This window comes from Nocardiopsis coralli (genome assembly GCF_014892575.1).
Classification (GTDB): domain Bacteria; phylum Actinomycetota; class Actinomycetes; order Streptosporangiales; family Streptosporangiaceae; genus Nocardiopsis; species Nocardiopsis coralli.
This window is the reverse complement of sequence record NZ_JADBGI010000025.1, coordinates 68,943-89,625: the sequence shown is the minus strand read 5'-3', so window position 1 is coordinate 89,625 and position 20,683 is coordinate 68,943. Positions and strand designations below refer to the sequence as shown.

Sequence of the window (20,683 nt, the reverse complement as noted above, 5' to 3'; positions counted from 1 at the left end):
CATCTCCCTTCCCCTGTTTCTGTAGTCCCGAAGAGAGCTGTCATGAGCAACCCGCCACCCCAAGGCCCGTACGGCGACCCCCAGGGATACGGGCCCGGCCAGCCCCCCGGGTACGGTCCGCCCGGCTTCCCTCCCGGACAGGGCGGCCCTCCCGGGCCTCCCGGTCCGCCGCAGGGTCCCCCGGGACCCCCGTACGGCCCGGGCGGCGCGCCCTACGGCCCCGAGTACGGCGCACCCCAGTACGGCGCGCCCGACTACGGGCAGCAGCCCTACGGCGGCCCGCCCCCGCCGAAGAAGAAGGGCGGCGGTCCGGTGCTCGTCATCGTGCTCGTCGCCGTCTTCATGGTGCTCGCGCTCATCGCGGCCGGCATCTTCATCCTCGTGGGATCCGACTCCGGTGACGGTCCCCTCGGCGGCGGCAGTGACGGCGGCGGCGGAGGCGGCAGCGGGCCGACGACCGCGGGCGAGGCCCAGGTCATCGACCCGGGCGGCGACCCGGAGGCGGTCGCGGTGACCGGCAACGGCACCCTCATCGCCCAGTCCGCCATCGACGGCGAGATCCCGCTGTGGGACATGGAGAGCAACGCGTCCGACGGCACGATCTCGATGCCCAGCTACACCTGGGTGCTCTCCCTCGACTTCAGCGACGACCGCTCCTACCTGGCCGGCGGCGGCGACGACGGCACCGTCACGGTGTGGGACGCCGACGGCACCGAGGTGGCGTCCTTCGACGGCCACGACGACTGGGTGCGCGGTGTGGACTTCGCTCCCGACAACAACCTGGTCGCGGCCGGTGACGACCGCGGCGAGGTCAAGCTGTGGGACGTGGCCGACGAGTCCGGTGTCGCCAGCCTGGACGGCCACGACGACTGGGTGCGCGACGTGGCGTTCAACAACGACGGAACGGTGCTCGCCAGCGCCGCCGACGACCAGACGGTCGTGCTGTGGGACGTCGCCGCGGAGGAGGAGATCGACACGCTCGACGGCCACAGCGGCTGGGTCATGGGTGTGGAGTTCACCGCCAACAACACCGTGACCAGCGTCGACAACACGGGCGAGGTCATCGTGTGGGACGCCGACCTGGGCGAGCAGCTCTACTCCTTCACCGAGCACGACGGAGAGGTCACCGGCATCGACGCCTCCGACGACGGCACGACCGCCGTGACGTCCTCCGACGACGGCACCGTGAAGGTGTGGGACATCGAGGCCGGCGAAGTGGTCCAGACCCTGGAGGAGGCCGGTTCCCAGTTCGTGGACGTCGCGATCACCGACGACGGTTCGCGGGTCGTGGCCACCGAGACCCTCGGGGAGGTCTACGTCTGGGACCTGTGACGGTCCCGGCGCGGGAACGGCCCTGAGCCGCACCGCGCCTCCGACACCGACGCCGCCGGCCCGGGGTTCACGCCCCGGGCCGGCGGCGTTCCGTGCGTTCGGGCCCTTCGCCCCGAAGGCGATACGCATTTATTCGTGAATGCTCGAATTCGGCGTCAAGATGGCGTTAGTGGCTCTTGTCGCATTCTGTGGAGCGGGAGTAGCTTCGGTCCGGTTCAGGCCGTCCCACTCCCCGACAGAACGAAATAGAGTACCGATGTCCCTCACCCGTCGCGGCGCCCTGCGTGCGTCGCTCGTCGGCGGCATGGGTGCCGCCTTCGCCACTTCCGTCCAGGCCGCCCCCGCCCTGGCCGACGCCGACCCCCTGACCCGGGGCCCGGACGAAGCCCTTGAACTCCTGCGCGCCGGCAACCAGCGCTGGCGCGCCGTCGCCTCCGAACACCCAAACGAGGGAGGCGACCGGCGCGAGGAGCTGGTGGAAGGCCAGAACCCCTTCGCCCTCGTGCTGGGCTGCGCCGACTCCCGTGTCCCCCCGGAACTGGTCTTCGACCGGGGCCTGGGCGACCTCTTCACCGTGCGCTCGGCCGGTCAGGTCCTCGACCTGTCGGTCATGGGCAGCCTGGTCTACGCCGTCGAGCACCTCGAAGTGCCGCTCATCGTGGTCATGGGGCACGCGACGTGCGGAGCCGTCGACGCCGCCGTCGAGGCCCACCACACCGGTGAGCTCCCGGACGGCCACGTGGGGCGCCTCGTGGAGGAGATCCTGCCGGTGGTGGAGTCCGTCCCCGAGGACGGCGACGAGGACGCGTTCCTGGACGCCTGCGTGCGCGCCAACGCCGACCACATCGCCGGGCTCCTGCGGCAGGACGAGGAACTCCGCGAGTTCGTCGACGGGGGCAGCCTCGAGATCGTCGCCGCCCACTACGACCTCGCCACCTCACACGTCGACTGGCGCTGAACGCGCGCCCACCGCTTCCGCCGGTACACACACGATCGGGCCCGAACCGGGTCCGATCGTGTTGACCTTCGAGTCGACTCGAAGGCCTAACGTGTGCGCATGGTGTTGATGCGCGTCTCCGACCTGGCCGAACGCTCCGGCGTCCCGGCCACGACGCTGCGCTACTACGAAGAACGCGGCCTGCTCCCGGCGCAGCGTTCGCCCGGCGGGTACCGGCTCTACGACGAACGGTCCCTCGACCGGCTCGTGTTCATCACCACCGCCAAGCGCCTGGGTCTGGCCCTCGACGACATCGCGGAGCTGACGGCCCTGTGGTCGGCGCACCCCTGTTCGCGGGTGAGGTCGGCCCTGGGGCCGCGGCTGGAACACCGGTTGGCCGAGGCCCGCGCCCGCGCCGCCGAGGTGGAGGACTTCCAGGCCCTGCTCCGTGCGGCCCTGGAACGCCTGCAACGGCTGCCCGACCGGGACGCGCCGTGCGACCCCGGGTGCGAGTTCCTCACCGCCATGGCGCCCGGGGCTCGGGCCGCCGAGCCGCGCGCGTCCGGGCCCACCGACCCCACCGCCCCTGCCTCGGGGACACGCGCCGCCCTGCCGCTCCTCGACGGCCCCGGCCCGCGTTGCCTCCTGGCCGAGCACGACCACCGAGAACGCATGGACCGGTGGCGCGAGCTCCTGGGCGAGGCGACGCGCACACCCAGGGAGCACGGCTGTTCCTGGGACCTGCCCCTGGAACGCGCGGGGGCAGTGGCCGACCTGGCCGCCGCCGAACAGCAGTGCTGCTCCTTCCTCGATCTGCGCATCGATTTCACCCCGCGGCGCGTGCACCTGCACGTCCGGGTGCACCCCGGGCACCGACCCGACACCTGCACCCCCGCCGGGCAGGCCGCCCGCCTGCTCGGCGCGCTCGATCACACCGTGGAGACCTGACCCGTGTCCCTCGCCGAACGCCTCCAGAGCCTGTTCGTCGCCGTGGCCGCCCTCGCCGGCCTCGGCGCCGGACTGGCCCTGCCCATCGGCCCCGCCGCCGAGCACGTCGTGCTCCCCGCGCTGCTCGTCATGCTCACCGCCGTCTTCGTGCAGATGGACGCCGCGCACGTGGGGGAGGTGCGCCGGGCGCGCACCGTGGTCGTGGCCAGTCTCGTGCTGAACTTCGTGTTCACCCCGGCGCTCGCCTGGGCCCTCGGGGCCGGCCTGCTGGGCGGCGAACCCGACCTGCGCATCGGACTGCTCCTGCTCCTGGTGACCCCGTGCACCGACTGGTACCTGGTCTTCACCGCGATGGCGCGCGGCCACACCGGGATCGCCGCCGCCCTCCTGCCGGTCAACCTGGTCCTGCAGCTCCTCCTGCTGCCGGTGTACGTGCTGCTGCTGGGCGGCGAGGCCGCGATGGTCGACGCCGGAACCCTGGCCGAGTCGGTCCTGCTCGTGCTCGTGGTCCCGCTGGCCCTCGCCCTCCTGCTGCGGTGGGCGTCGGCGCGGTTCAAGGGAGAGGACTGGCGCGAGCGGTACGTCGTCGCGCCGGCCGGGAACGTGGTGCTGCCGCTGCTCTACGCGGCGGTGTTCGCGATGTTCGCGTGGCAGGCCCGCACCGTCCTGGAGCACGCCGCCGACCTGCTCGCCCTACTGCTGCCGCTCGCGGTCTTCTTCGTCGTCCTGCCGCTGGTCTCGGTGGGCCTGTCCCGGCTCCTGCGCCTGCCCGCCGCGCAGAAGGTCACGCTCACGATGACGGCCACCGCCCGGAACTCGCCGATCGCCCTGGCCATCGCGGTCGCGGCCTTCCCGGACCGCCCGTTGATCGCGGTCGCGCTCGTCGTGGGCCCGCTCCTGGAGCTGCCGGTGCTGGCGCTCCTGGCCCAGCTCGTGCGCGTGCGCGACCCCCACGCCGAGGAAACCGCCCGGCGCTGACCCCGGCCCTCCGGAACGCGGCCCACCCGCACCCCCGGACCAGGGGTGCGCGAACAGACTGTGTCTGAGATCTGAGACTGCGCCCGCGGCGTTTTTCCAGGTCAGAGCGGATATTTCCATGGCGGTCCGGACAAGGGGCGCCCAGGGCCCGCTCGTATGGCGCGACTCACACACAGAATGGGGCGCAGCGCAAAGACCCGGTCCCCCCGCGCGTCTTTCCCGTTCCTGGAGGTGGTCCGCCATGCCCGAACCTGTCGAGAGCCCGCCGGCCACTGCGGTGAGCCCAGCACGTGGACGTGTCAGGTTCGTGGCGGCCACCGTGATCGGGCTCGTGTTCTTCCTCCTGCCGATCCCGGTCGGGGGACAGTGGACGATCCTGTTCGACCTCCTGGTCAGCGGTATCACCGACGGGTTCCCGACCGCGGTCCGCTACTACGCACTGACGGCGATCCTCGTCGCCGCGGTGCTCACCGTCGGTGCGGCCCTGCAGCGCCGCGGAACCCTCTCCACCGAACGCTTCGACCTCCGCGCGTTCGGGACCGGCCCGGTGTTCACGGCCGTCCGCCTGCTGGGCGCCGTCCTCGCGGTGATGATCGTCTTCGGCGTCGGCCCGGCCGCGGTGCTGGACGAGGGCGTCGGACCGATGATCTTCTCCACCGTCGTCATGGCGGTCGGGGTGATCGTGCCGATCGGTGCGGTGTTCGTGAGCCTGCTGCTCGCCTACGGAGGGCTCGAGTTCCTGGGGACCTTCGCGCGGCCCTTCATGCGGCCGGTCTTCCGGGTCCCGGGCCGGGGAGCGCTCGACGCGCTGGCCTCGTTCGTGGGCAGTTATTCGGTCGGCCTGTACGTGACGAACCGTATGTACCTGGAAGGCCGGTACAGCGCGCGTGAGGCGGTGATCCTCGCGACGTGCTTCAGCGGTGTGAGCCTGGGCTTCTTCGCCGTGGCCACCGCGACCCTGGACCTGATGCGGTTCTTTCCCGTCATCGTGGGCTCGGTCCTGCTGGTGTGCGTGGTGCTCGCCGTGGTCCTCGCCCGGATCCCGCCGTTGTCCCGGATCCGCGACGACTACGTGGCCGAGCCGCAGCCCGAGTCGGCCCCCGAGGGATCCCTCGCCCGGGCCGCGGTGCGCCGCGCGGTCGAACGGGCGTCGAACGCCGACAGCATCGCCCGCGAGTGCTTCCGGGCGGTGACCGAGGGGATCCGCCTGGCCCTGGTCATCCTGCCCACCATCCTGGCGATCGGCACGCTCGCCGTGCTCGTGGCCGAGCACACGCCGCTGTTCACCTGGCTCGGTCGCCCGCTCGAACCGGTCATCGCCCTGATGGGGATCCCCGACGCGGAGACGGTCGCCCCCGCGAGCCTGATCGGCATCAGCGAGGTGTTCCTGCCGGCCCTCATCAGTACGGGGCTGGCCGTCGAGGCCAAGTTCTTCGTCGCCGTGCTGTCCCTGAGCCAGCTGTTCTTCTTCTCCGCGACGATCCCGCTGCTGCTGGAGCTGGACATCCCGATCCGCCTGCGGGACTGCATCGTCCTCTTCTTCCTGCGCACCCTGCTCGCCATCCCCCTGGTCGCGGGGATCACCCACGTCGTCTTCCTCGTTGCTCAGTGAGGCCGGGTGGAACAATCGCCGCATGAACCGCGTACCGGCCGCCACTCGGGCCCTGCGTATCCTGCGCCACCTGGCGACGTGCTCAGGACCGGTGCCGGCCACGGCCATCGCCGCCGACCTGGACCTGCCGCGTTCCAGCGTCTACCAGCTCCTGGAGACCATGGCCGAGGACGGCTTCGTCACCCATCTGCCCGAGGAACACCGCTGGGGCCTGGGCATCGCGGCCTTCGAGATCGGCTCCGCCTACATGCGGCACGAACCCCTGGAACGCCTCGCCCGGCCCCTCCTGCGCGAACTCACCGAGAAGACCGGCGCCACCGCCCACCTCGGCATCCTGCACAGCGCCGACACGCTCTACTTGCTCAAGGAGCACCCGCCCCACGTCGCCACCCTCATCACCGCGGTCGGGGTCCGGCTGCCCGCCCACCTGACCGCCTCGGGCCGCGCCCTGATGTGCCATCTGCCCCGCGTCCAGGTGCGTGCCCTCTACCCCGACCGGGACAGCTTCGTCGCCCGCACGGGGCTCGGCCCCACCACGCCGGGTGAACTGCGCGAGGTGTTGTCCCAGGAGCGCCGACAGGGCTGGTCGAGCGAGCAGGGGCAGGTCACGTCGGGCTTCTCCTCGGTGGCGGCCGCCGCGTTCGACCACAACGCCACCCCCGTCGCGGCGATCGGCCTGACGGTGCCCAGCACCCATCCGGTGCCCCTGACCGCGCTCGCCGAGGACGCCCGCGCGGTCGCACGGGAACTCACCCGCCGCCTCAGTGGTCGGCGCCCCGGCCGTAGGCGCGGGGCCCGCACCTGATCCGTGCCGGGGTCGCGCACATCACACCGTCGTGCGCGGGCCCGTGTGACGGGCCTCCGCCGGACCCGGACCCCGGAAACACGAAAGGCACCCCGAAGGGTGCCTCTCCTGCCGACCGGCGGGGTGTTCCCGCCGGCCCTGTAGCTGTGCCCCCTGGAGGATTCGAACCTCCGCACCCGGCTCCGGAGGCCGGTGCTCTATCCCCTGAGCTAAGGGGGCGCGCTTGCGGGACCAACTGTAGCAGGGGCTGCGGGGTCCTCGTCCACTCGGAGAACCCGGGCACACGGCCCCGTGCCCGGATCCTGCATCGCCACGCGCCGTTCGGCCGTTCCAGTGGTGCACGTTCACCCGGCGGCGGTAGGGTCTCGCCCGTGAACGCCCTACCCGCACGGGTTCTCGTCGTCGAGGACGACGAGATGATCCGGGAACTCATCCGCCTCAACCTCGAACTCGAGGGCTTCGAGGTGTTCACGGCCGTCGACGGCCAGGACTGCCTCGACCAGGTCGACCACGTCGACCCGCACGTGGTCACCCTGGACGTGATGATGCCGCGCCTGGACGGCTGGACCGCGGCCGAGCGCCTGCGTGCCCGCCAGGACGAGCTCCACTGCCGGGTCGTGCTGGTGACGGCGCGTGCACAGGAAGAGGACCGCAGGCACGGGGAGCGCATCGGGGTGGACGCCTACCTGACCAAACCCTTCGACCCCGACGCGCTCGTGGAGATCGTGCGCGGGCTGCTGGAGGGGGAGCGGGAGTGACCCCGTGGTCCCTGGAGGCCGAGGTCCGCGGCGCCGCCGTGCGCGCCTTCGACCTCGACCCGCAGCAGGTCCCGTTCGCCTGGCCGCGCGCCGAACAAGCACAGGAGGGCCACGACGCCGCCTCCCCGCTCGCGCCCCGCATCGTCCGCCTGGTGGGCACCTCCCGGGCCAAGGACGCCCCCGCGCGGGTCGGCGGCCGCCTCGCCGAGGAACTCCGCCCCGGATACGCGGGTGTCAGCGGCGACCGGCGCGGGTTCGTCAACGTCACCTTCACCGCGGAGCAGCGCACCCGCATGGTCCGCGCCGCCGCCGACGGCCCCCGCTGGCTCACCGGCCGCACCTGGACGGGTGAGGGCGTCTGGCCGCGCACCGCGCTCCACGAGGCCGGCCCGCTCGCCCAGGCACGCAGGCACGCCCGCGCCGACGCACGCGCCCGCATCACCCTGGCCCTGGACTCGGACGACCCCCCGCCCGGCCCGGGGCAGGAGCACGTCGGTTGGCGCGACCCCTACCGCGACGGCGACGAGACCGAACTGCTCTCCGAGGCCGCCCGGGCCCTGGGCGCCGTCGGGGAGGACAGCGCACGTGTGGCCTTCTGCCGCTCCGTCCCCGAACGCCCCCGCGACAGCGAGACCACCGGCAACGATCTGCCCGTGCTGCCCTCCGCAGACCGGCCGGGCGCCTGGTCCCGTCTGACCGACGCCAACCCGGCCTTCCGCCTGCGTTACGCCCACGCCCACGCCACCAGCCAGGAACGCTGGACCGCCCAGGGCTCAGGGCCACCAGCGGCCTGCCCCGTGCACGCGGCGTCCCTGAGAGGGCGCCTCTTCGACGGCCCCAGCGCGCTCGATTCGGCCGCACGCAGAGAGGAACCCCATATCCTGGTGAGATACCTGGAGGGGCTGGCCAGTGCCTACGATGATTGGCGGACGTGTCCCCGTGCCGCCGCGCGGGCGGAGGGGGCCGCCGCGGACCCGGCACTGCCAGCCGCCGTCGCCGGGGTCCTGCGCACGGGGCTCTTCCTTCTCGGTGTGTCCGCGCCCACGAGGCTGTAGGGCCCGCCGGCACCGCAGTCGCACGCCCCCGACCCAACCCTCTCGTCCCGGTCGGGTTGGTGGACAATGGACGGGGCGCCCTCCGCCACCGCACAGACGAAAGTCCAGTCGAAAGCCCATCATGAGCCGCTACGCGCACCCCGCCGGATCCCGCCACGCGGAGGTCCTGCCGGAGGAGAACCCGCCACTGCCGCCCGAGGACCTCAACGCCCTCGACCCCAAGGTCTGGCCCGCCACGTCACGCCGTGTCGAGGGCGAGCTGACCGTCGGCGGCATCGGGGTCGGGGAACTCGCCCGCACCCACGGAACCCCGCTCTTCGTCATGGACGAGGAGGACTTCCGCGCCCGGGCCCGCGACTACAGCACCGCGTTCGCCGGCTCGGACGTCTACTACGCCGGCAAGGCGCTGCTCACCAAGGCCGTGGCCCGCTGGGTCACCGAGGAGGGCATGAAGCTCGACGTGTGCTCGGGCGGTGAACTGGCCGTCGCCCTGGCCGCCGAGGTCCCGCCGGAGCGCATCGGCATGCACGGCAACAACAAGTCCGTGGCCGAGCTGCGCCGCGCCGTCGAGGCCGGGGTCGGCCGCATCATCCTCGACTCCCTCGACGAGATCGACCGCCTGGAGTCGGTGGCCGCCGAGGCCGGGGCACGCCCCAAGGTCCTCATCCGCGTCACCACCGGCGTCGAGGCGCACACGCACGAGTTCGTCGCCACCGCGCACGACGACCAGAAGTTCGGCTTCGCGATGAGCACCGGCGCCGCCGCCGAGGCCGTCCGCCGCACGCTGGCCGCCGACCACCTCGACCTGGTCGGCCTGCACTCGCACATCGGCTCGCAGATCTTCGACACCTCCGGGTTCGAGGTCGCCGCCCGCCGGGTCGCACGCTTCCTCACTCAGATCCACGAGGAGCTCGACGTGACCCTGGCCGAGCTCGACCTCGGCGGGGGCCTGGGCATCGCCTACACCTCCGCCGACGACCCGCTCGACCCCAAGACCATCGCGGCCGGGCTGACCACCATCGTCCAGCGCGAGTGCGAGGAGGCCGGTCTCCCGGTCCCGCGCCTGGCCGTGGAGCCGGGCCGGGCCATCGCGGGCCCCGCCGGCATCACCGTCTACGAGGTCGGGACCGTCAAGGACGTCGAGGGCATCCGCACCTACGTCAGCGTCGACGGCGGCATGAGCGACAACATCCGCACCGCCCTGTACGGCTCGGAGTACACCGGCCGCCTGGTCTCGCGGGTCAGCGAGGCCGACCCGATGCTCTCGCGCCTGGTCGGCAAGCACTGCGAGAGCGGTGACATCATCGTGCACGACCTGTACCTGCCCGCCGACCTGCGGCCGGGGGACCTGGTCGCGGTCGCGGCCACGGGTGCGTACTGCTACTCGATGGCGAGCAACTACAACCATCTGCCGCGTCCGGCCATGGTCGCGGTCCGGGACGGGGACTCCCGGGTCATTGTGCGGAGGGAGACCGAGGAGGACCTGCTCCGCCTCGACGTCGGCTGAAACGTCCGTCCCCGGGAGCGGCCCCGGCCGCGCGAGGTCACGGACACGAGAGAAGTGGGAGTCACGCCCAAATGGCGATGAAGGTGGCGCTGCTCGGATGCGGCGTAGTGGGTTCGGAAGTCGTCCGCCTGGTCGACGAGCAGGCCGAGGAACTGGCCGCGCGCGTGGGCACACCGGTGGAGATCGGCGGCATCGCGGTACGCCGCCTCGACCGGGACCGCGGTGTCGACCCGGCGCTGCTGACCACCGACGCCACGGGCCTGGTCACCCGGCCCGACATCGACGTGGTCGTCGAGGTCATCGGCGGCATCGAACCGGCCCGCACGCTGATGCTGACCGCCCTCAAGGCCGGCAAGTCCGTGGTCACGGCCAACAAGGCCCTGCTCGCCGAGGACGGCCAGACCCTGCACGCCGCCGCGCGTGAGGCCGGCGTCGACCTCTACTACGAGGCCTCCGTGGCCGGGGCGATCCCGCTGCTGCGCCCGCTGCGCGACTCCCTCGCGGGGGACCGCGTGAACCGGGTGCTGGGCATCGTCAACGGCACGACCAACTACGTGCTCGACCGCATGGACTCGGCCGGCTCCGGGTTCACCGAGGCGTTGGAGGAGGCCCAGACCCTCGGGTACGCCGAGGCCGACCCCACCGCCGACGTGGAGGGCTTCGACGCCGCCGCCAAGGCCGCGATCCTGGCCCGCCTGGCCTTCCACACCCAGCAGGTCACCGCCGCCGACGTGCACCGCGAGGGCATCACCGGCGTCTCCGCCGCCGACATCGCCAGCGCCCGGGCGATGGGCTGCGTGGTCAAACTCCTGGCGATCTGCCAGCGCTCGGAGGACGGGGAGTCGGTCGGGGTGCGTGTGCACCCGGTCATGCTGCCCGTCGACCACCCGCTCGCCAGCGTCAAGGAGGCCTACAACGCGGTCTTCGTGGAGGCCGAGTCGGCCGGACGCCTCATGTTCTACGGTGCCGGCGCCGGGGGCACCCCGACCGCCAGCGCCGTGCTCGGCGACATGGTGGCCGTGGCCCGCAACCGCCTCGCCGACACCCATGTGGGCGAGGGCGGCCACGACACCGGACTGCCCGTGCACGACATGGGTGAGACCGTCACCAGCTACCACGTCGCCCTCGACGTGGCCGAGCGTCCCGGTGTGCTCGCAACGGTCGCGCAGACCTTCGCCGAGCACGGGGTCTCCATCAAGAACGTGCGCCAGGAGGGCAGCGGCGACGACGCCCAGCTCGTCCTCGTCAGCCACCAGGCGCCCGACGCCGCCCTGCGCAGCACCGTCGAACGGCTGCAGGAGGACGACGTCGTGCGCGAGGTCGCGAGTGTGATGCGCGTGGAGAACTTCGAGTAGTTCTTCGGGCCTCCGCTCCTCCCACCCGTCGCCCGCCACCAACCCTCAACGGACACCTTCGGTGCAGTAGCCCATGGGTTCGGGGGTCGAGCTCAAATCGAGAGCAGGCTCTACGGGGTTCGGGTCCGTCCGGTGCCCGTCCTCCGGGCGCCGGGCGGGCCCTCGGCGTGCGTGCTGTGCACCCGCTGCGCACCCGAATGCCCATATCCCGAGACGCTTGCCCGCGATTCGAGATGGTCCCCCGATGCCCATAGACTCTTGGGCAGGTGGGAGCCCACGCACTCGCGCCGGGACCCACCGGACCAATCGCGCGTGGAGCGTCATCCAACACCCGAAAGGGACACCGTCGTGAGCATGGCACGGGCGTGGCGAGGCGTCGTCGAGGAATACCGCGACCGCCTCCCCGTCAACGAGAAGACCCCCGTCGTCACCCTTCAGGAGGGCGGGACCCCGCTCCTTCCCGCCACGCGCGTCTCCGAGCTGACCGGCTGCGACGTCCACCTCAAGGTGGAGGGTCTCAACCCGACCGGCTCCTTCAAGGACCGCGGCATGACCATGGCGATCACCAAGGCCGCCGAGGAGGGCGCCAAGGCCGTCATCTGCGCCTCCACCGGCAACACCAGCGCGAGCGCCGCCGCCTACGCGATCCGTGCCGGCATGACGTGCGCCGTCCTGGTCCCGCAAGGCAAGATCGCCATGGGCAAGCTCGCCCAGGCGCTCGTGCACGGCGCCACGCTCCTGCAGGTCGACGGGAACTTCGACGACTGCCTGGAACTGGCCCGCAAGCTCAGCATCGACTACCCCGTCGCGCTGGTGAACTCGGTCAACCCGTACCGCCTCCAGGGCCAGAAGACCGCCGCGTTCGAGATCGTCGACGCGCTCGGCGACGCCCCCGACATCCACTGCATCCCGGTGGGCAACGCGGGCAACATCTCCGCCTACTGGATGGGTTACTCCGAGTACGCCGACGACGGCGTCTCCACCCACAAGCCCCGCATGTTCGGGTTCCAGGCCAGCGGCTCCGCGCCCATGGTCGACGGCGCTCCGGTCACCGCGCCCAACACGATCGCCACCGCGATCCGCATCGGAAACCCGGCCTCCTGGGACCTCGCCGAGAACGCCCGCGAGGAGTCCGGCGGCCTCATCGACAAGGTCACCGACCGCCAGATCATGGCCGCCTACAAGCTCCTGGCCGCCGAGGAGGGCGTCTTCGTCGAGCTCGCCTCCGCGGCGAGCGTGGCCGGCCTGATCCAGGCCGCCGAGCAGGGGCTCGTGCCCGAGGGCAGCCGTGTGGTCTGCACCGTCACCGGCAACGGCCTCAAGGACCCGGACTGGGCCCTGGCCGGCGCGGGCGCGGCCACCACCGTGCCCGTCGACGCCCAGGCCGCCGCCAAGGCCCTCGGCCTCGTCTGACTCCGCGGGCGGCGCCCCCGCCGTCCCGCACCGCATACGCCCCGGGTCCGCGCCCGGGGCGCCCCATCGAGGAGCCACGATGACCCGACCCACGCGGGTGACGGTGCACGCGCCCGCAACGAGCGCCAACCTCGGCCCCGGCTACGACGCCCTGGGCCTGGCGCTTCGCCTGTACAACGAGTTCGAGGTCCGCCTCCGCGACGACGACCAGCTGACGGTCGTCGTCCGGGGAGAGGGCGCCGGCGAGGTCCCGCTCGACGAACGCCACCTGGTGGTCCGCGCGCTGCACGAGGCCTTCGACCGGGTGGGGGAGAAGGCCCCGGGCCTCGACCTCACCTGCGTGAACCGGGTCCCGCACGCACGCGGGCTCGGGTCGTCCTCCTCCGCGATCGTCGGCGGGGTCGCCGCGGCCGCCGCACTGCTGGGCCGCACGGGGCCCGACGGTGGCCCCGACCGCGACTGGATCTACCGGGTCGCCGCCGACATCGAGGGCCACCCCGACAACGTGGCGCCCTGCGTGTACGGCGGTTACACCGTCGCCTACCGCGAGGGCAAGGGGTGGGGCGCGGTCTCCCTGCCCGTGGACCCGCGCATCCTGCCCGTCGTGTGTGTGCCCGACTGGCGGGTCTCCACCGCACAGGCGCGGGGACTCGTCCCGGAGACCGTCCCGCACGCCGATGCGGCCTTCAACGCCGGGCGCGCGGCGCTCATGACCGCGGCCGTTTGTGGCCACCCCGAAGGTCTGTACGCGGCCACCCGGGATCGGCTACACGAGTCGTACCGGGCCCCGGCCATGCCCCGCACTCTCGACCTCGTCTCTGACCTCAGAGAACACGGGCAACTGCCCGCCGTGGTCTCCGGGGCCGGGCCCACCGTGCTCGTCCTGTGTTCGGTCCCCGAGGGCGAGGCCGCCCCGGAATCGCCGGAAATCGCCGGGCAGGTTGATTCGATCCGGCGGAGGGCGGGTAATGATTGGGACGTACGCCCCCTGCACGTCGAGCCGGCGGGGGTGTGGACCCCATCTCCCCATCCGTAGCTTCCGTGTCGAGGAATAGCCGTGGCCGCTGGTGATGTTAGGCTTGGTGAAGCACCAGATGCCCCGTTGCGGGGCGTGTGCTCATCCGCCACGACGGCACCCGCGTCCCATACTCCGGCGGTCCGGTCCTACGATCGCGCGGAGGCGGTGGCCCGAGTGGTGAGTCAGCGGTTCTCCGCGATCTCGCCCTTCATTCTCCGCAGTCACCTCGTCCCCGGATGAGTGTGGCCAAGGTTGACGGGCATCATCACCGAGCCACCCGCCCCGACGTCTGGCCATACCCAGAGCCCGCCGCGATTGGGTAGGGGACCGTCTTCTCGCCGGTTCCGACCGACGTGGGGCACGCCCTACCCGGCCCCTGCCGGTTCGCAACACACGGGCCGGCCGCTCCAGCGACCCGCTGACGGCCGAAGCCCGCTCCTTGGGAAGGACCCTTAGTGAGCGACACAACCGAGCTCCACACGGACGCGGCGGTCGACAGCAAAGCCACCACCGACGCTTCCGGTGCCGAGAACGGTGAGTCGGCGTCGAACGCCACCTCCTCGTCTCGGTCCCGCGCGAGTACGCGGGGTACCGGGCTCGCGGCTCTGAAGCTCCCCGAGCTGCAAAAGCTCGCGTCGAGCCTGGGCATCACCGGTACGGGGCGCATGCGCAAGAGCGACGTCATCGCCGCGATCGAGGCCAAGCAGGGGGGACCCGTCGAGGCCGCCCCGGCGAAGCCCAAATCAGCAAAGAAAGCCGACCCGGCGCCCAAGGCCGGTAAGGTCGGGGACACCGGCGGATCGGCCGAGGTCCCGGCCTCCGAGAAGACGGCCTCGGACCACACCCAGGACGACAAGAAGTCCTCGGGTGAGCAGCCGTCGGACCAGGCCGTGGCCGACTCCCAGGGCGGGAAGGGCGACAAGCCCTCCCGGAACCGCCGTTCGTCCCGCAACCGCGGTGACGACTCCGGTGAGCAGCCCCGAGCGGTGGACGGCGCCGATTCCTCTACCTCCGCGAGCAGCGTGACCAAGACATCCAGCACCCCCCGGAAGAACGGCCCCGACGCCTCTGAGGACCGGGAGAACAACAACCGGTCCGGTCAGGGGCGCGAGCGTCAGCGCAACCGCCGTAACCGCAACCGCGGCGGCGGAGGCGGCAACGACGACCAGAACAACAACAACGCCCAGCAGGGCGGCGGTGGTCAGAACCAGGGCCGCGACCACAACAAGGACAACGACGACGACTTCGGCGGAGGCGGCGGACGCCGTCGCGGCCGGCGGCGCGACCGCCGGGACCGGCGCCGAGGGGGAGGCCAGGAGGCCGACCCGGTCATCGGCGACGACGACGTCCTGCTGCCGGTCGCGGGGATCCTCGACATCCTCGACAACTACGCCTTCGTGCGCACGACCGGCTACCTGCCCGGGCAGAGCGACGTCTACGTCTCCCTCGCCCAGGTGCGCAAGCACGGCCTGCGCAAGGGCGACCAGATCGTCGGTGCGGTGCGCCAGCCCCGCGAGGGCGAGCGCCGCGAGAAGTTCAACGCGCTGGTCCGCCTGGACTCGGTCAACGGCATGTCGCCCGACCAGGCCAAGGGCCGCCAGGAGTTCTCCAAGCTCGTGCCGCTCTACCCGCAGGAGCGCCTGCGGCTGGAGACGGACCCCGGCATCATGACCACGCGCATCATCGACCTGGTCGCGCCCATCGGCAAGGGGCAGCGCGGTCTCATCGTCTCCCCGCCCAAGGCCGGCAAGACGATGGTCATGCAGTCGGTGGCCAACGCGATCACCGAGAACAACCCCGAGTGCTACCTCATGGTGATCCTCGTGGACGAGCGTCCCGAGGAAGTCACGGACATGCAGCGCACCGTCAAGGGCGAGGTCATCCACTCGACCTTCGACCGTCCCGCCGAGGACCACACGACCGTCGCCGACCTGGCCATCGAGCGCGCCAAGCGCCTGGTGGAGATGGGTACCGACGTCGTGGTCCTGCTGGACTCCATCACCCGCCTGGGCCGCGCCTACAACCTGGCCGCACCGGCCAGCGGGCGCATCATGTCCGGCGGTGTGGACTCCACGGCGCTGTACCCGCCGAAGAAGTTCTTCGGTGCGGCCCGCAACATCGAGGGCGGCGGTTCGCTGACCATCCTGGCGACCGCGCTGGTCGAGACCGGTTCGCGCGCCGACGAGGTGATCTTCGAGGAGTTCAAGGGCACCGGCAACATGGAGCTGCGGCTCAACCGGTCCCTGGCCGACAAGCGGATCTTCCCCGCGGTCGACGTGGACGCCTCGAGCACCCGTAAGGAAGAGATCCTCATGTCCAACGAGGAGCTCAACGTGGTCTGGAAGCTGCGCCGGGTGCTGCACGCGCTCGACACGCAGCAGGCCGTCGAGCTGCTCCTGGACAAGATGAAGGAGTCCAAGACCAACGCCGAGTTCCTGATGCAGGTGCAGAAGACCACCTGATCGGGGATCCGGTAACGGCGAAGGGGCCCTCCCGCGGCGGAGGGCCCCTTCTCGTGTGTGCGGCGACGCCCAGGCATTCCACATAGCGAGATGGAGGCACCGCGGCCCGGAAAAGATCACTTGTGTGTCTCGGATCACAGAAGGGGTGTATCGCCCCAGGGGGATCACCCCTAGCATCGCGGCGTCGAGTACCCCCCATGCCAGGGAGCCGTCTGGATGGACCACCTCGCCGTACTCAGCCTTCTCGCCCTCGCCCCCATCGTCCTCGTCGGGATCCTGCTCGTGGGGTTCCGGCTGCCCGCCATGTACGCGATGCCGGTCGGATACATCGTCGTCGTCGGTATCGCCGTCTACTTCTGGCAGACCGAATGGGTCGCCGTCCTCGCCTCCAGCATCCAAGGCCTGATCCTCGCGGTCGGCCTGCTCTACATCATCTTCGGCGCACTGCTCCTGCTCGCGACCCTCACCAAGAGCCGGGCCATCGCGACCATCAGACGCACCTTCACCGACATCAGCCCCGACCGCCGGGTGCAGGCCATCATCATCGGCTGGCTCTTCGGCAGCTTCATCGAGGGGGCCTCCGGCTTCGGAACCCCCGCCGCAGTGGTCGCGCCCCTCATGCTCGCGCTCGGGTTCCCCGCGATGGCCGCCGTCATGGTCGGCATGGTCATCCAGAGCACCCCCGTCAGCTTCGGTGCCGTCGGCACACCGGTCCTCGTCGGTGTCTCCGGCGGCCTCGAGGGCGGCGGGGGAGTGGAGGAACGCGCCGCCGCTCTCGGGATGAGCTTCCCCGAGTACATCTCCGAGATCGGCTTCCAGACCGTTCTCCTGCACGCCGGCGCCGGCACCTTCGTCCCGCTGCTCATCTGCTGCATGCTCTGCGGGTTCTACGGCAAGGAACGCCGTTTCTCCGACGGCCTCGGCGCCTGGAAGTTCGCGCTCTTCGCCGCCTTCGCCCTCACGATCCCGTCGGTGCTGTACAACTACTTCCTCGGGGTGGAGTTCACCAGCCTCCTCGGCGGTCTGACCGGCCTGGTCATCGTCGTGCTGGCGGCCCGCAAGGGGTTCCTGCTGCCGAAGACCGTCTGGGACTTCCCGCCCCGTGAGGACTGGCTCGCGCGCTGGACCGGCAAGATCGAGTCCGGCGACGGCAGCTCCGAGGCCGTCAGCACCGAACACCGCATCGGGCTGCTGCGCGCCTGGGCGCCCTACCTCATGGTCGCCGCGGTCCTGGTCATCACCCGCACCATCGAGCCGCTCAAGGTCTGGCTCGAGGGCGCCACGCTCAGCTGGGACGACATCTTCGGCACCGGGATCGGCGACGCCGTGGAACCGCTGTTCTCACCGGGTGCGACCTTCATCCTCGTGAGCCTGGTGACCTACGGCCTGCACCGCATGGGCCGGCGCCAGATCCTGGACTCGTGGAAGATGGCCGGATCCCAGTTGGCCGGGGCCGCCGTCGCCCTGCTCTTCGCCGTGCCTCTGGTGCGGGTCTTCATCAACACCGGGGCCGAGTTCGGTGACACCGGACTGGAGAGCATGCCGCTCACCCTGGCCGCCGGGGCCGCCGAACTCGGCGGTACCGACTGGCCGCTCGTCGCACCGTGGATCGGTGCGCTCGGCGCGTTCGTGGCCGGGTCCAACACCGTCTCCAACCTCATGTTCTCCCTGTTCCAGCACGCCACCGCCGACCGGATCGCCGCACCGCCCGAGTCCGTCGTGGCCGCCCAGGCCGCCGGCGGCGCAGCGGGCAACATGATCACCGTGCACAACGTCGTGGCCGCGTCCGCCGTCGTCGGCCTCGTCGGGCGCGAGGGCGACGTGCTGCGCCAGACCGTGCTGCCCATGACCTACTACCTGCTCGTCACCGGATCCCTGGCCTACGTGCTGGTCAACGGGGTCGCACTGCACGCAGGTACGATCATGCTCACCGCGACGCTCGCGGCCCTGGCGGCGCTCCTCGCCTGGCTCAAACGCAGGGACGCCAAGCTGCCGGTCCCCGAGCACACACGGCTGCCGAGGCCCGGCGCGGGAGGGGGCCGTCCGGAATAGGGACTGGTCCCGGCATCGTTGTGAGTCTGGCAAACTGGTAGTGAGGACCGGTCCGCCCCACGGGCGCCGTTGTCCTCACTACCCAGATCGCCGCGGCACCGGTTCGCGCATGGTCCCGACACATCCCCACCCTCAGGGTGGCGCGCTCGGCATGCGTCCGGCGGCTGCGCCCCTGAAGAGGAGACACACCATGCAGTCCGACATCCACCCCGAGTACGTTCCGACTGAAGTGACCTGCACCTGCGGCGCCCACTTCATCACGCGGAGCACCCTCACCGCGGGCGAACTGCGTGCCGACGTGTGCTCCGAGTGCCACCCGTTCTACACCGGCAAGCAGAAGATCCTGGACACCGGTGGCCGGGTCGCCCGCTTCGAGAAGCGCTTCGGCAAGCGCACCGCCAAGTAGCGCTGCCCGCTGTCCGGCGGCGCCGGGGAGGCGCCGCCGGTGCGCACCACCGCCCTCACACGGCGGGGTGACACACAACCAGGCGAGGCAAGCGATACAGGACGGGAACGTGGCACAGTGAAGCTGGACGATCTTCTGGGGGAGTACTACGAGCTGGAGCAGCAGCTCGCCGACCCCGAGGTGCACGCCGATCAGAACAAGGCGCGCACGCTCGGCAAGCGGTACTCGCAGCTCACCCCCATCATCGAGGCCTACCGCCAGCTCAAGCAGGTCGAGAGCGACATCGGGGCCGCGCGTGAACTCGCGTCGGAGGACCCCGCCTTCGCCGAGGAGGCCGACCGCCTCTCCACGGAGGCCGACGAACTCACCGAACGCCTGCGTGTGCTGCTGATCCCGCGCGACCCCGCCGACGACAAGAACCTCATCATGGAGGTCAAGGCCGGCGAGGGCGGCGAGGAGTCCGCCCTGTTCGCCGGCGACCTCGTGCGCATGTACCTGCGCTACGCCGAGCGCCTCGGTTTCAAGACCGAGGTCATCGACGCCACCCACTCCGACCTGGGCGGCTACAAGGACATCACCATCGCCTTCAAGAACAAGGGCAACCCCGAACCCGGGACCGGGGTCTGGCCGGTGTTCAAGTTCGAGGGCGGCGTGCACCGCGTGCAGCGTGTGCCGGTGACCGAGTCCCAGGGGCGCATCCACACCTCCGCCGCGGGCGTGCTCGTCGTGCCCGAGGCCGAGGAGATCGAGGTCGAGATCCACGACAACGATCTGCGGATCGACGTCTACCGCTCCTCCGGGCCCGGCGGCCAGAGCGTGAACACCACCGACTCGGCCGTGCGCATCACCCACCTGCCCACGGGCATCGTGGCCTCGTGCCAGAACGAGAAGAGCCAGCTCCAGAACAAGGAGCAGGCCATGCGCATCCTGCGGGCCCGCATCTACGCCGAGGCCCAGGCCAGCAAGGACGCCGAGGCCGCCGCCGAGCGGGCGAGCCAGGTCCGGACCGTGGACCGCTCCGAGCGTGTGCGCACCTACAATTTCCCGGAGAACCGCATCTCCGACCACCGGGTCGGTTACAAGGCCTACAACCTCGACCAGGTCCTCGACGGCGAACTGGACGGGGTCATCCGCGCGTTGGTGGACGCCGACACCAAGGAGAGGCTCGAAGCAGCTCAATCATGAACTTCCTGCTCGACGAGGTCGCCCGCGCGACATTGAGGCTCGCGGAAGCGGGCGTGGGATCGCCACGCACCGACGCCGAGGAACTCGCGGCGTTCGTGCACGGCGTTCGTCGAGGAGAGCTGCACGCGGTCGCCGACTCCGACTTCGACGCCCGGTACTGGGAGTGCGTGGCCCGGCGCGAGGCCCGCGAACCCCTCCAGCACATCACCGGGAACGCCTTCTTCCGCTACCTCCAGTTGAAGGTGGGGCCGGGGGTGTTCGTCCCCCGCCCGGAGACCGAGATCATGGTCGACTGGGCGATCGAGACCCTGCGCTCGATGGACGTGGCCGACCCGCTCGTGGTCGACCTGGGCACCGGTTCCGGCGCCATCGCCATCTCCATCGCGCAGGAGGTCCCGCGCTCGCGGGTGCACACCGTCGAGATCGATCCCGAGGCCCTGAAGTGGGCCCAGACCAACATCGACGAGACCGGCCACGCGGACCGTGTGACCGCGCACCTGGACGACATGCGCACCGCGCTGTCGGAGCTGGACGGGCGCGTCGACCTGCTCATCAGCAACCCCCCGTACGTCCCCACCCGGGACTCCGGCGCCATCCCGCCCGAGGTCCGCGACTACGATCCCTCCCCGTCCCTGTGGTCGGGCGAGGACGGCCTCGACATGATCCGCGACCTGGAGAAGGTCGGACGGCGGCTGCTGCGCCCGGGCGGCGCGATGGCGGTCGAGCACCACGACGGCCAGGGCATCGAGATCCCGTGGTTCTTCCCCGAGGACCGGGGCTGGCGCGACGTGCTCAACCGCAAGGACATGGTCAGGCGCGACCGTTTCGTGGTCATGCGCCGGGCCGACGCAGACAGCTGA

17 protein-coding genes and 1 tRNA gene are annotated in these 20,683 nt (G+C 71.2%); 17 read left to right on the top strand and 1 reads right to left on the bottom strand.

Annotated elements, in window-relative coordinates; genetic code table 11:
- The first annotated feature begins 42 nt into the window (after positions 1–42).
- The 6 genes from IDM40_RS22975 (at position 43) to IDM40_RS22950 (ending at position 6,612) form a co-directional block, all read left to right on the top strand.
- Complete coding sequence (locus IDM40_RS22975; RefSeq protein ID WP_235997856.1) at positions 43–1,332, top strand: WD40 repeat domain-containing protein; 1,290 nt, start codon at positions 43–45, stop codon at positions 1,330–1,332.
- 256 nt (positions 1,333–1,588) lie between these two features.
- Complete coding sequence (locus IDM40_RS22970) at positions 1,589–2,290, top strand: carbonic anhydrase (RefSeq protein WP_193124121.1); 702 nt, start codon at positions 1,589–1,591, stop codon at positions 2,288–2,290.
- Positions 2,291–2,389: 99 nt separating this feature from the next.
- Complete coding sequence (locus tag IDM40_RS22965) at positions 2,390–3,217, top strand: MerR family transcriptional regulator (protein WP_193124120.1); 828 nt, start codon at positions 2,390–2,392, stop codon at positions 3,215–3,217.
- A 3-nt stretch (positions 3,218–3,220) separates the two neighbouring features.
- On the top strand, positions 3,221–4,195 hold the full coding sequence (locus IDM40_RS22960) for an arsenic resistance protein (protein ID WP_193124119.1): 975 nt from the start codon (positions 3,221–3,223) through the stop codon (positions 4,193–4,195).
- Positions 4,196–4,436: 241 nt separating this feature from the next.
- A complete protein-coding gene (locus tag IDM40_RS22955) occupies positions 4,437–5,807 on the top strand; it encodes a YjiH family protein (RefSeq protein ID WP_193124118.1) in 1,371 nt (456 codons plus the stop codon).
- Between the two features lie 22 nt (positions 5,808–5,829).
- Positions 5,830–6,612, top strand: coding sequence for an IclR family transcriptional regulator (locus tag IDM40_RS22950; protein WP_193124117.1), 783 nt, complete (start codon positions 5,830–5,832; stop codon positions 6,610–6,612).
- 147 nt (positions 6,613–6,759) lie between these two features.
- Here IDM40_RS22950 and IDM40_RS22945 read toward each other — a convergent pair.
- A tRNA-Arg gene (locus IDM40_RS22945) sits at positions 6,760–6,831 on the bottom strand.
- 152 nt (positions 6,832–6,983) lie between these two features.
- On the opposite strand from IDM40_RS22945, the gene IDM40_RS22940 reads away from it, so the two are divergent.
- From IDM40_RS22940 to prmC, 11 genes are all read left to right on the top strand, one after another.
- Positions 6,984–7,370, top strand: a complete 387-nt coding sequence (locus IDM40_RS22940; RefSeq protein ID WP_193124116.1) for a response regulator — start codon at positions 6,984–6,986, stop codon at positions 7,368–7,370.
- Entirely contained in the window at positions 7,367–8,425 is a 1,059-nt protein-coding gene (locus IDM40_RS22935) for a DALR anticodon-binding domain-containing protein (protein WP_193124115.1), read from the top strand. The genes IDM40_RS22940 and IDM40_RS22935 overlap by 4 nt, the downstream gene beginning before the upstream one ends.
- A 121-nt stretch (positions 8,426–8,546) precedes the next feature.
- The gene (lysA, locus tag IDM40_RS22930) at positions 8,547–9,932 is read left to right on the top strand and encodes a diaminopimelate decarboxylase (protein ID WP_193124114.1); all 1,386 of its coding nucleotides are present in this window, start codon (positions 8,547–8,549) and stop codon (positions 9,930–9,932) included.
- A gap of 71 nt (positions 9,933–10,003) precedes the next feature.
- Entirely contained in the window at positions 10,004–11,287 is a 1,284-nt protein-coding gene (locus tag IDM40_RS22925; protein WP_193124113.1) for a homoserine dehydrogenase, read from the top strand.
- Positions 11,288–11,641: 354 nt separating this feature from the next.
- Positions 11,642–12,700 carry a threonine synthase gene (gene thrC / locus IDM40_RS22920; protein WP_193124112.1) on the top strand — a complete coding sequence of 353 codons (1,059 nt, stop codon included), beginning with the start codon at positions 11,642–11,644 and terminating at the stop codon, positions 12,698–12,700.
- A gap of 97 nt (positions 12,701–12,797) precedes the next feature.
- Positions 12,798–13,736 (top strand): homoserine kinase, encoded by a 939-nt coding sequence (gene thrB / locus IDM40_RS22915; protein WP_407940039.1) that lies wholly within the window; start codon positions 12,798–12,800, stop codon positions 13,734–13,736.
- A gap of 437 nt (positions 13,737–14,173) precedes the next feature.
- Positions 14,174–16,180, top strand: a complete 2,007-nt coding sequence (gene rho, locus IDM40_RS22910; protein WP_193124110.1) for a transcription termination factor Rho — start codon at positions 14,174–14,176, stop codon at positions 16,178–16,180.
- A gap of 216 nt (positions 16,181–16,396) precedes the next feature.
- Positions 16,397–18,232: an L-lactate permease gene (locus IDM40_RS22905; protein ID WP_193124109.1), complete on the top strand. Its 1,836-nt coding sequence runs from the start codon at positions 16,397–16,399 to the stop codon at positions 18,230–18,232.
- Positions 18,233–18,422: 190 nt separating this feature from the next.
- On the top strand, positions 18,423–18,638 hold the full coding sequence (gene rpmE / locus IDM40_RS22900; protein ID WP_017615179.1) for a 50S ribosomal protein L31: 216 nt from the start codon (positions 18,423–18,425) through the stop codon (positions 18,636–18,638).
- 117 nt (positions 18,639–18,755) lie between these two features.
- Positions 18,756–19,823, top strand: coding sequence for a peptide chain release factor 1 (gene prfA / locus IDM40_RS22895; protein WP_193124108.1), 1,068 nt, complete (start codon positions 18,756–18,758; stop codon positions 19,821–19,823).
- Entirely contained in the window at positions 19,820–20,683 is an 864-nt protein-coding gene (gene prmC, locus IDM40_RS22890; RefSeq protein WP_193124107.1) for a peptide chain release factor N(5)-glutamine methyltransferase, read from the top strand. The genes prfA and prmC overlap by 4 nt, the downstream gene beginning before the upstream one ends.

Bases quoted from the DNA above. Each gene is read 5' to 3' on its own strand.
- IDM40_RS22925 (WP_193124113.1), top strand. From the start codon at position 10,004: ATGGCGATGAAGGTGGCGCTGCTCGGATGCGGCGTAGTGGGTTCGGAA.
- IDM40_RS22950 (WP_193124117.1), top strand. From the start codon at position 5,830: ATGAACCGCGTACCGGCCGCCACTCGGGCCCTGCGTATCCTGCGCCAC.
- IDM40_RS22955 (WP_193124118.1), top strand. From the start codon at position 4,437: ATGCCCGAACCTGTCGAGAGCCCGCCGGCCACTGCGGTGAGCCCAGCA.
- IDM40_RS22970 (WP_193124121.1), top strand. From the start codon at position 1,589: ATGTCCCTCACCCGTCGCGGCGCCCTGCGTGCGTCGCTCGTCGGCGGC.
- lysA (WP_193124114.1), top strand. From the start codon at position 8,547: ATGAGCCGCTACGCGCACCCCGCCGGATCCCGCCACGCGGAGGTCCTG.
- prmC (WP_193124107.1), top strand. From the start codon at position 19,820: ATGAACTTCCTGCTCGACGAGGTCGCCCGCGCGACATTGAGGCTCGCG.
- IDM40_RS22905 (WP_193124109.1), top strand. From the start codon at position 16,397: ATGGACCACCTCGCCGTACTCAGCCTTCTCGCCCTCGCCCCCATCGTC.
- thrC (WP_193124112.1), top strand. From the start codon at position 11,642: ATGGCACGGGCGTGGCGAGGCGTCGTCGAGGAATACCGCGACCGCCTC.
- rpmE (WP_017615179.1), top strand. From the start codon at position 18,423: ATGCAGTCCGACATCCACCCCGAGTACGTTCCGACTGAAGTGACCTGC.
- IDM40_RS22975 (WP_235997856.1), top strand. From the start codon at position 43: ATGAGCAACCCGCCACCCCAAGGCCCGTACGGCGACCCCCAGGGATAC.
- IDM40_RS22965 (WP_193124120.1), top strand. From the start codon at position 2,390: ATGGTGTTGATGCGCGTCTCCGACCTGGCCGAACGCTCCGGCGTCCCG.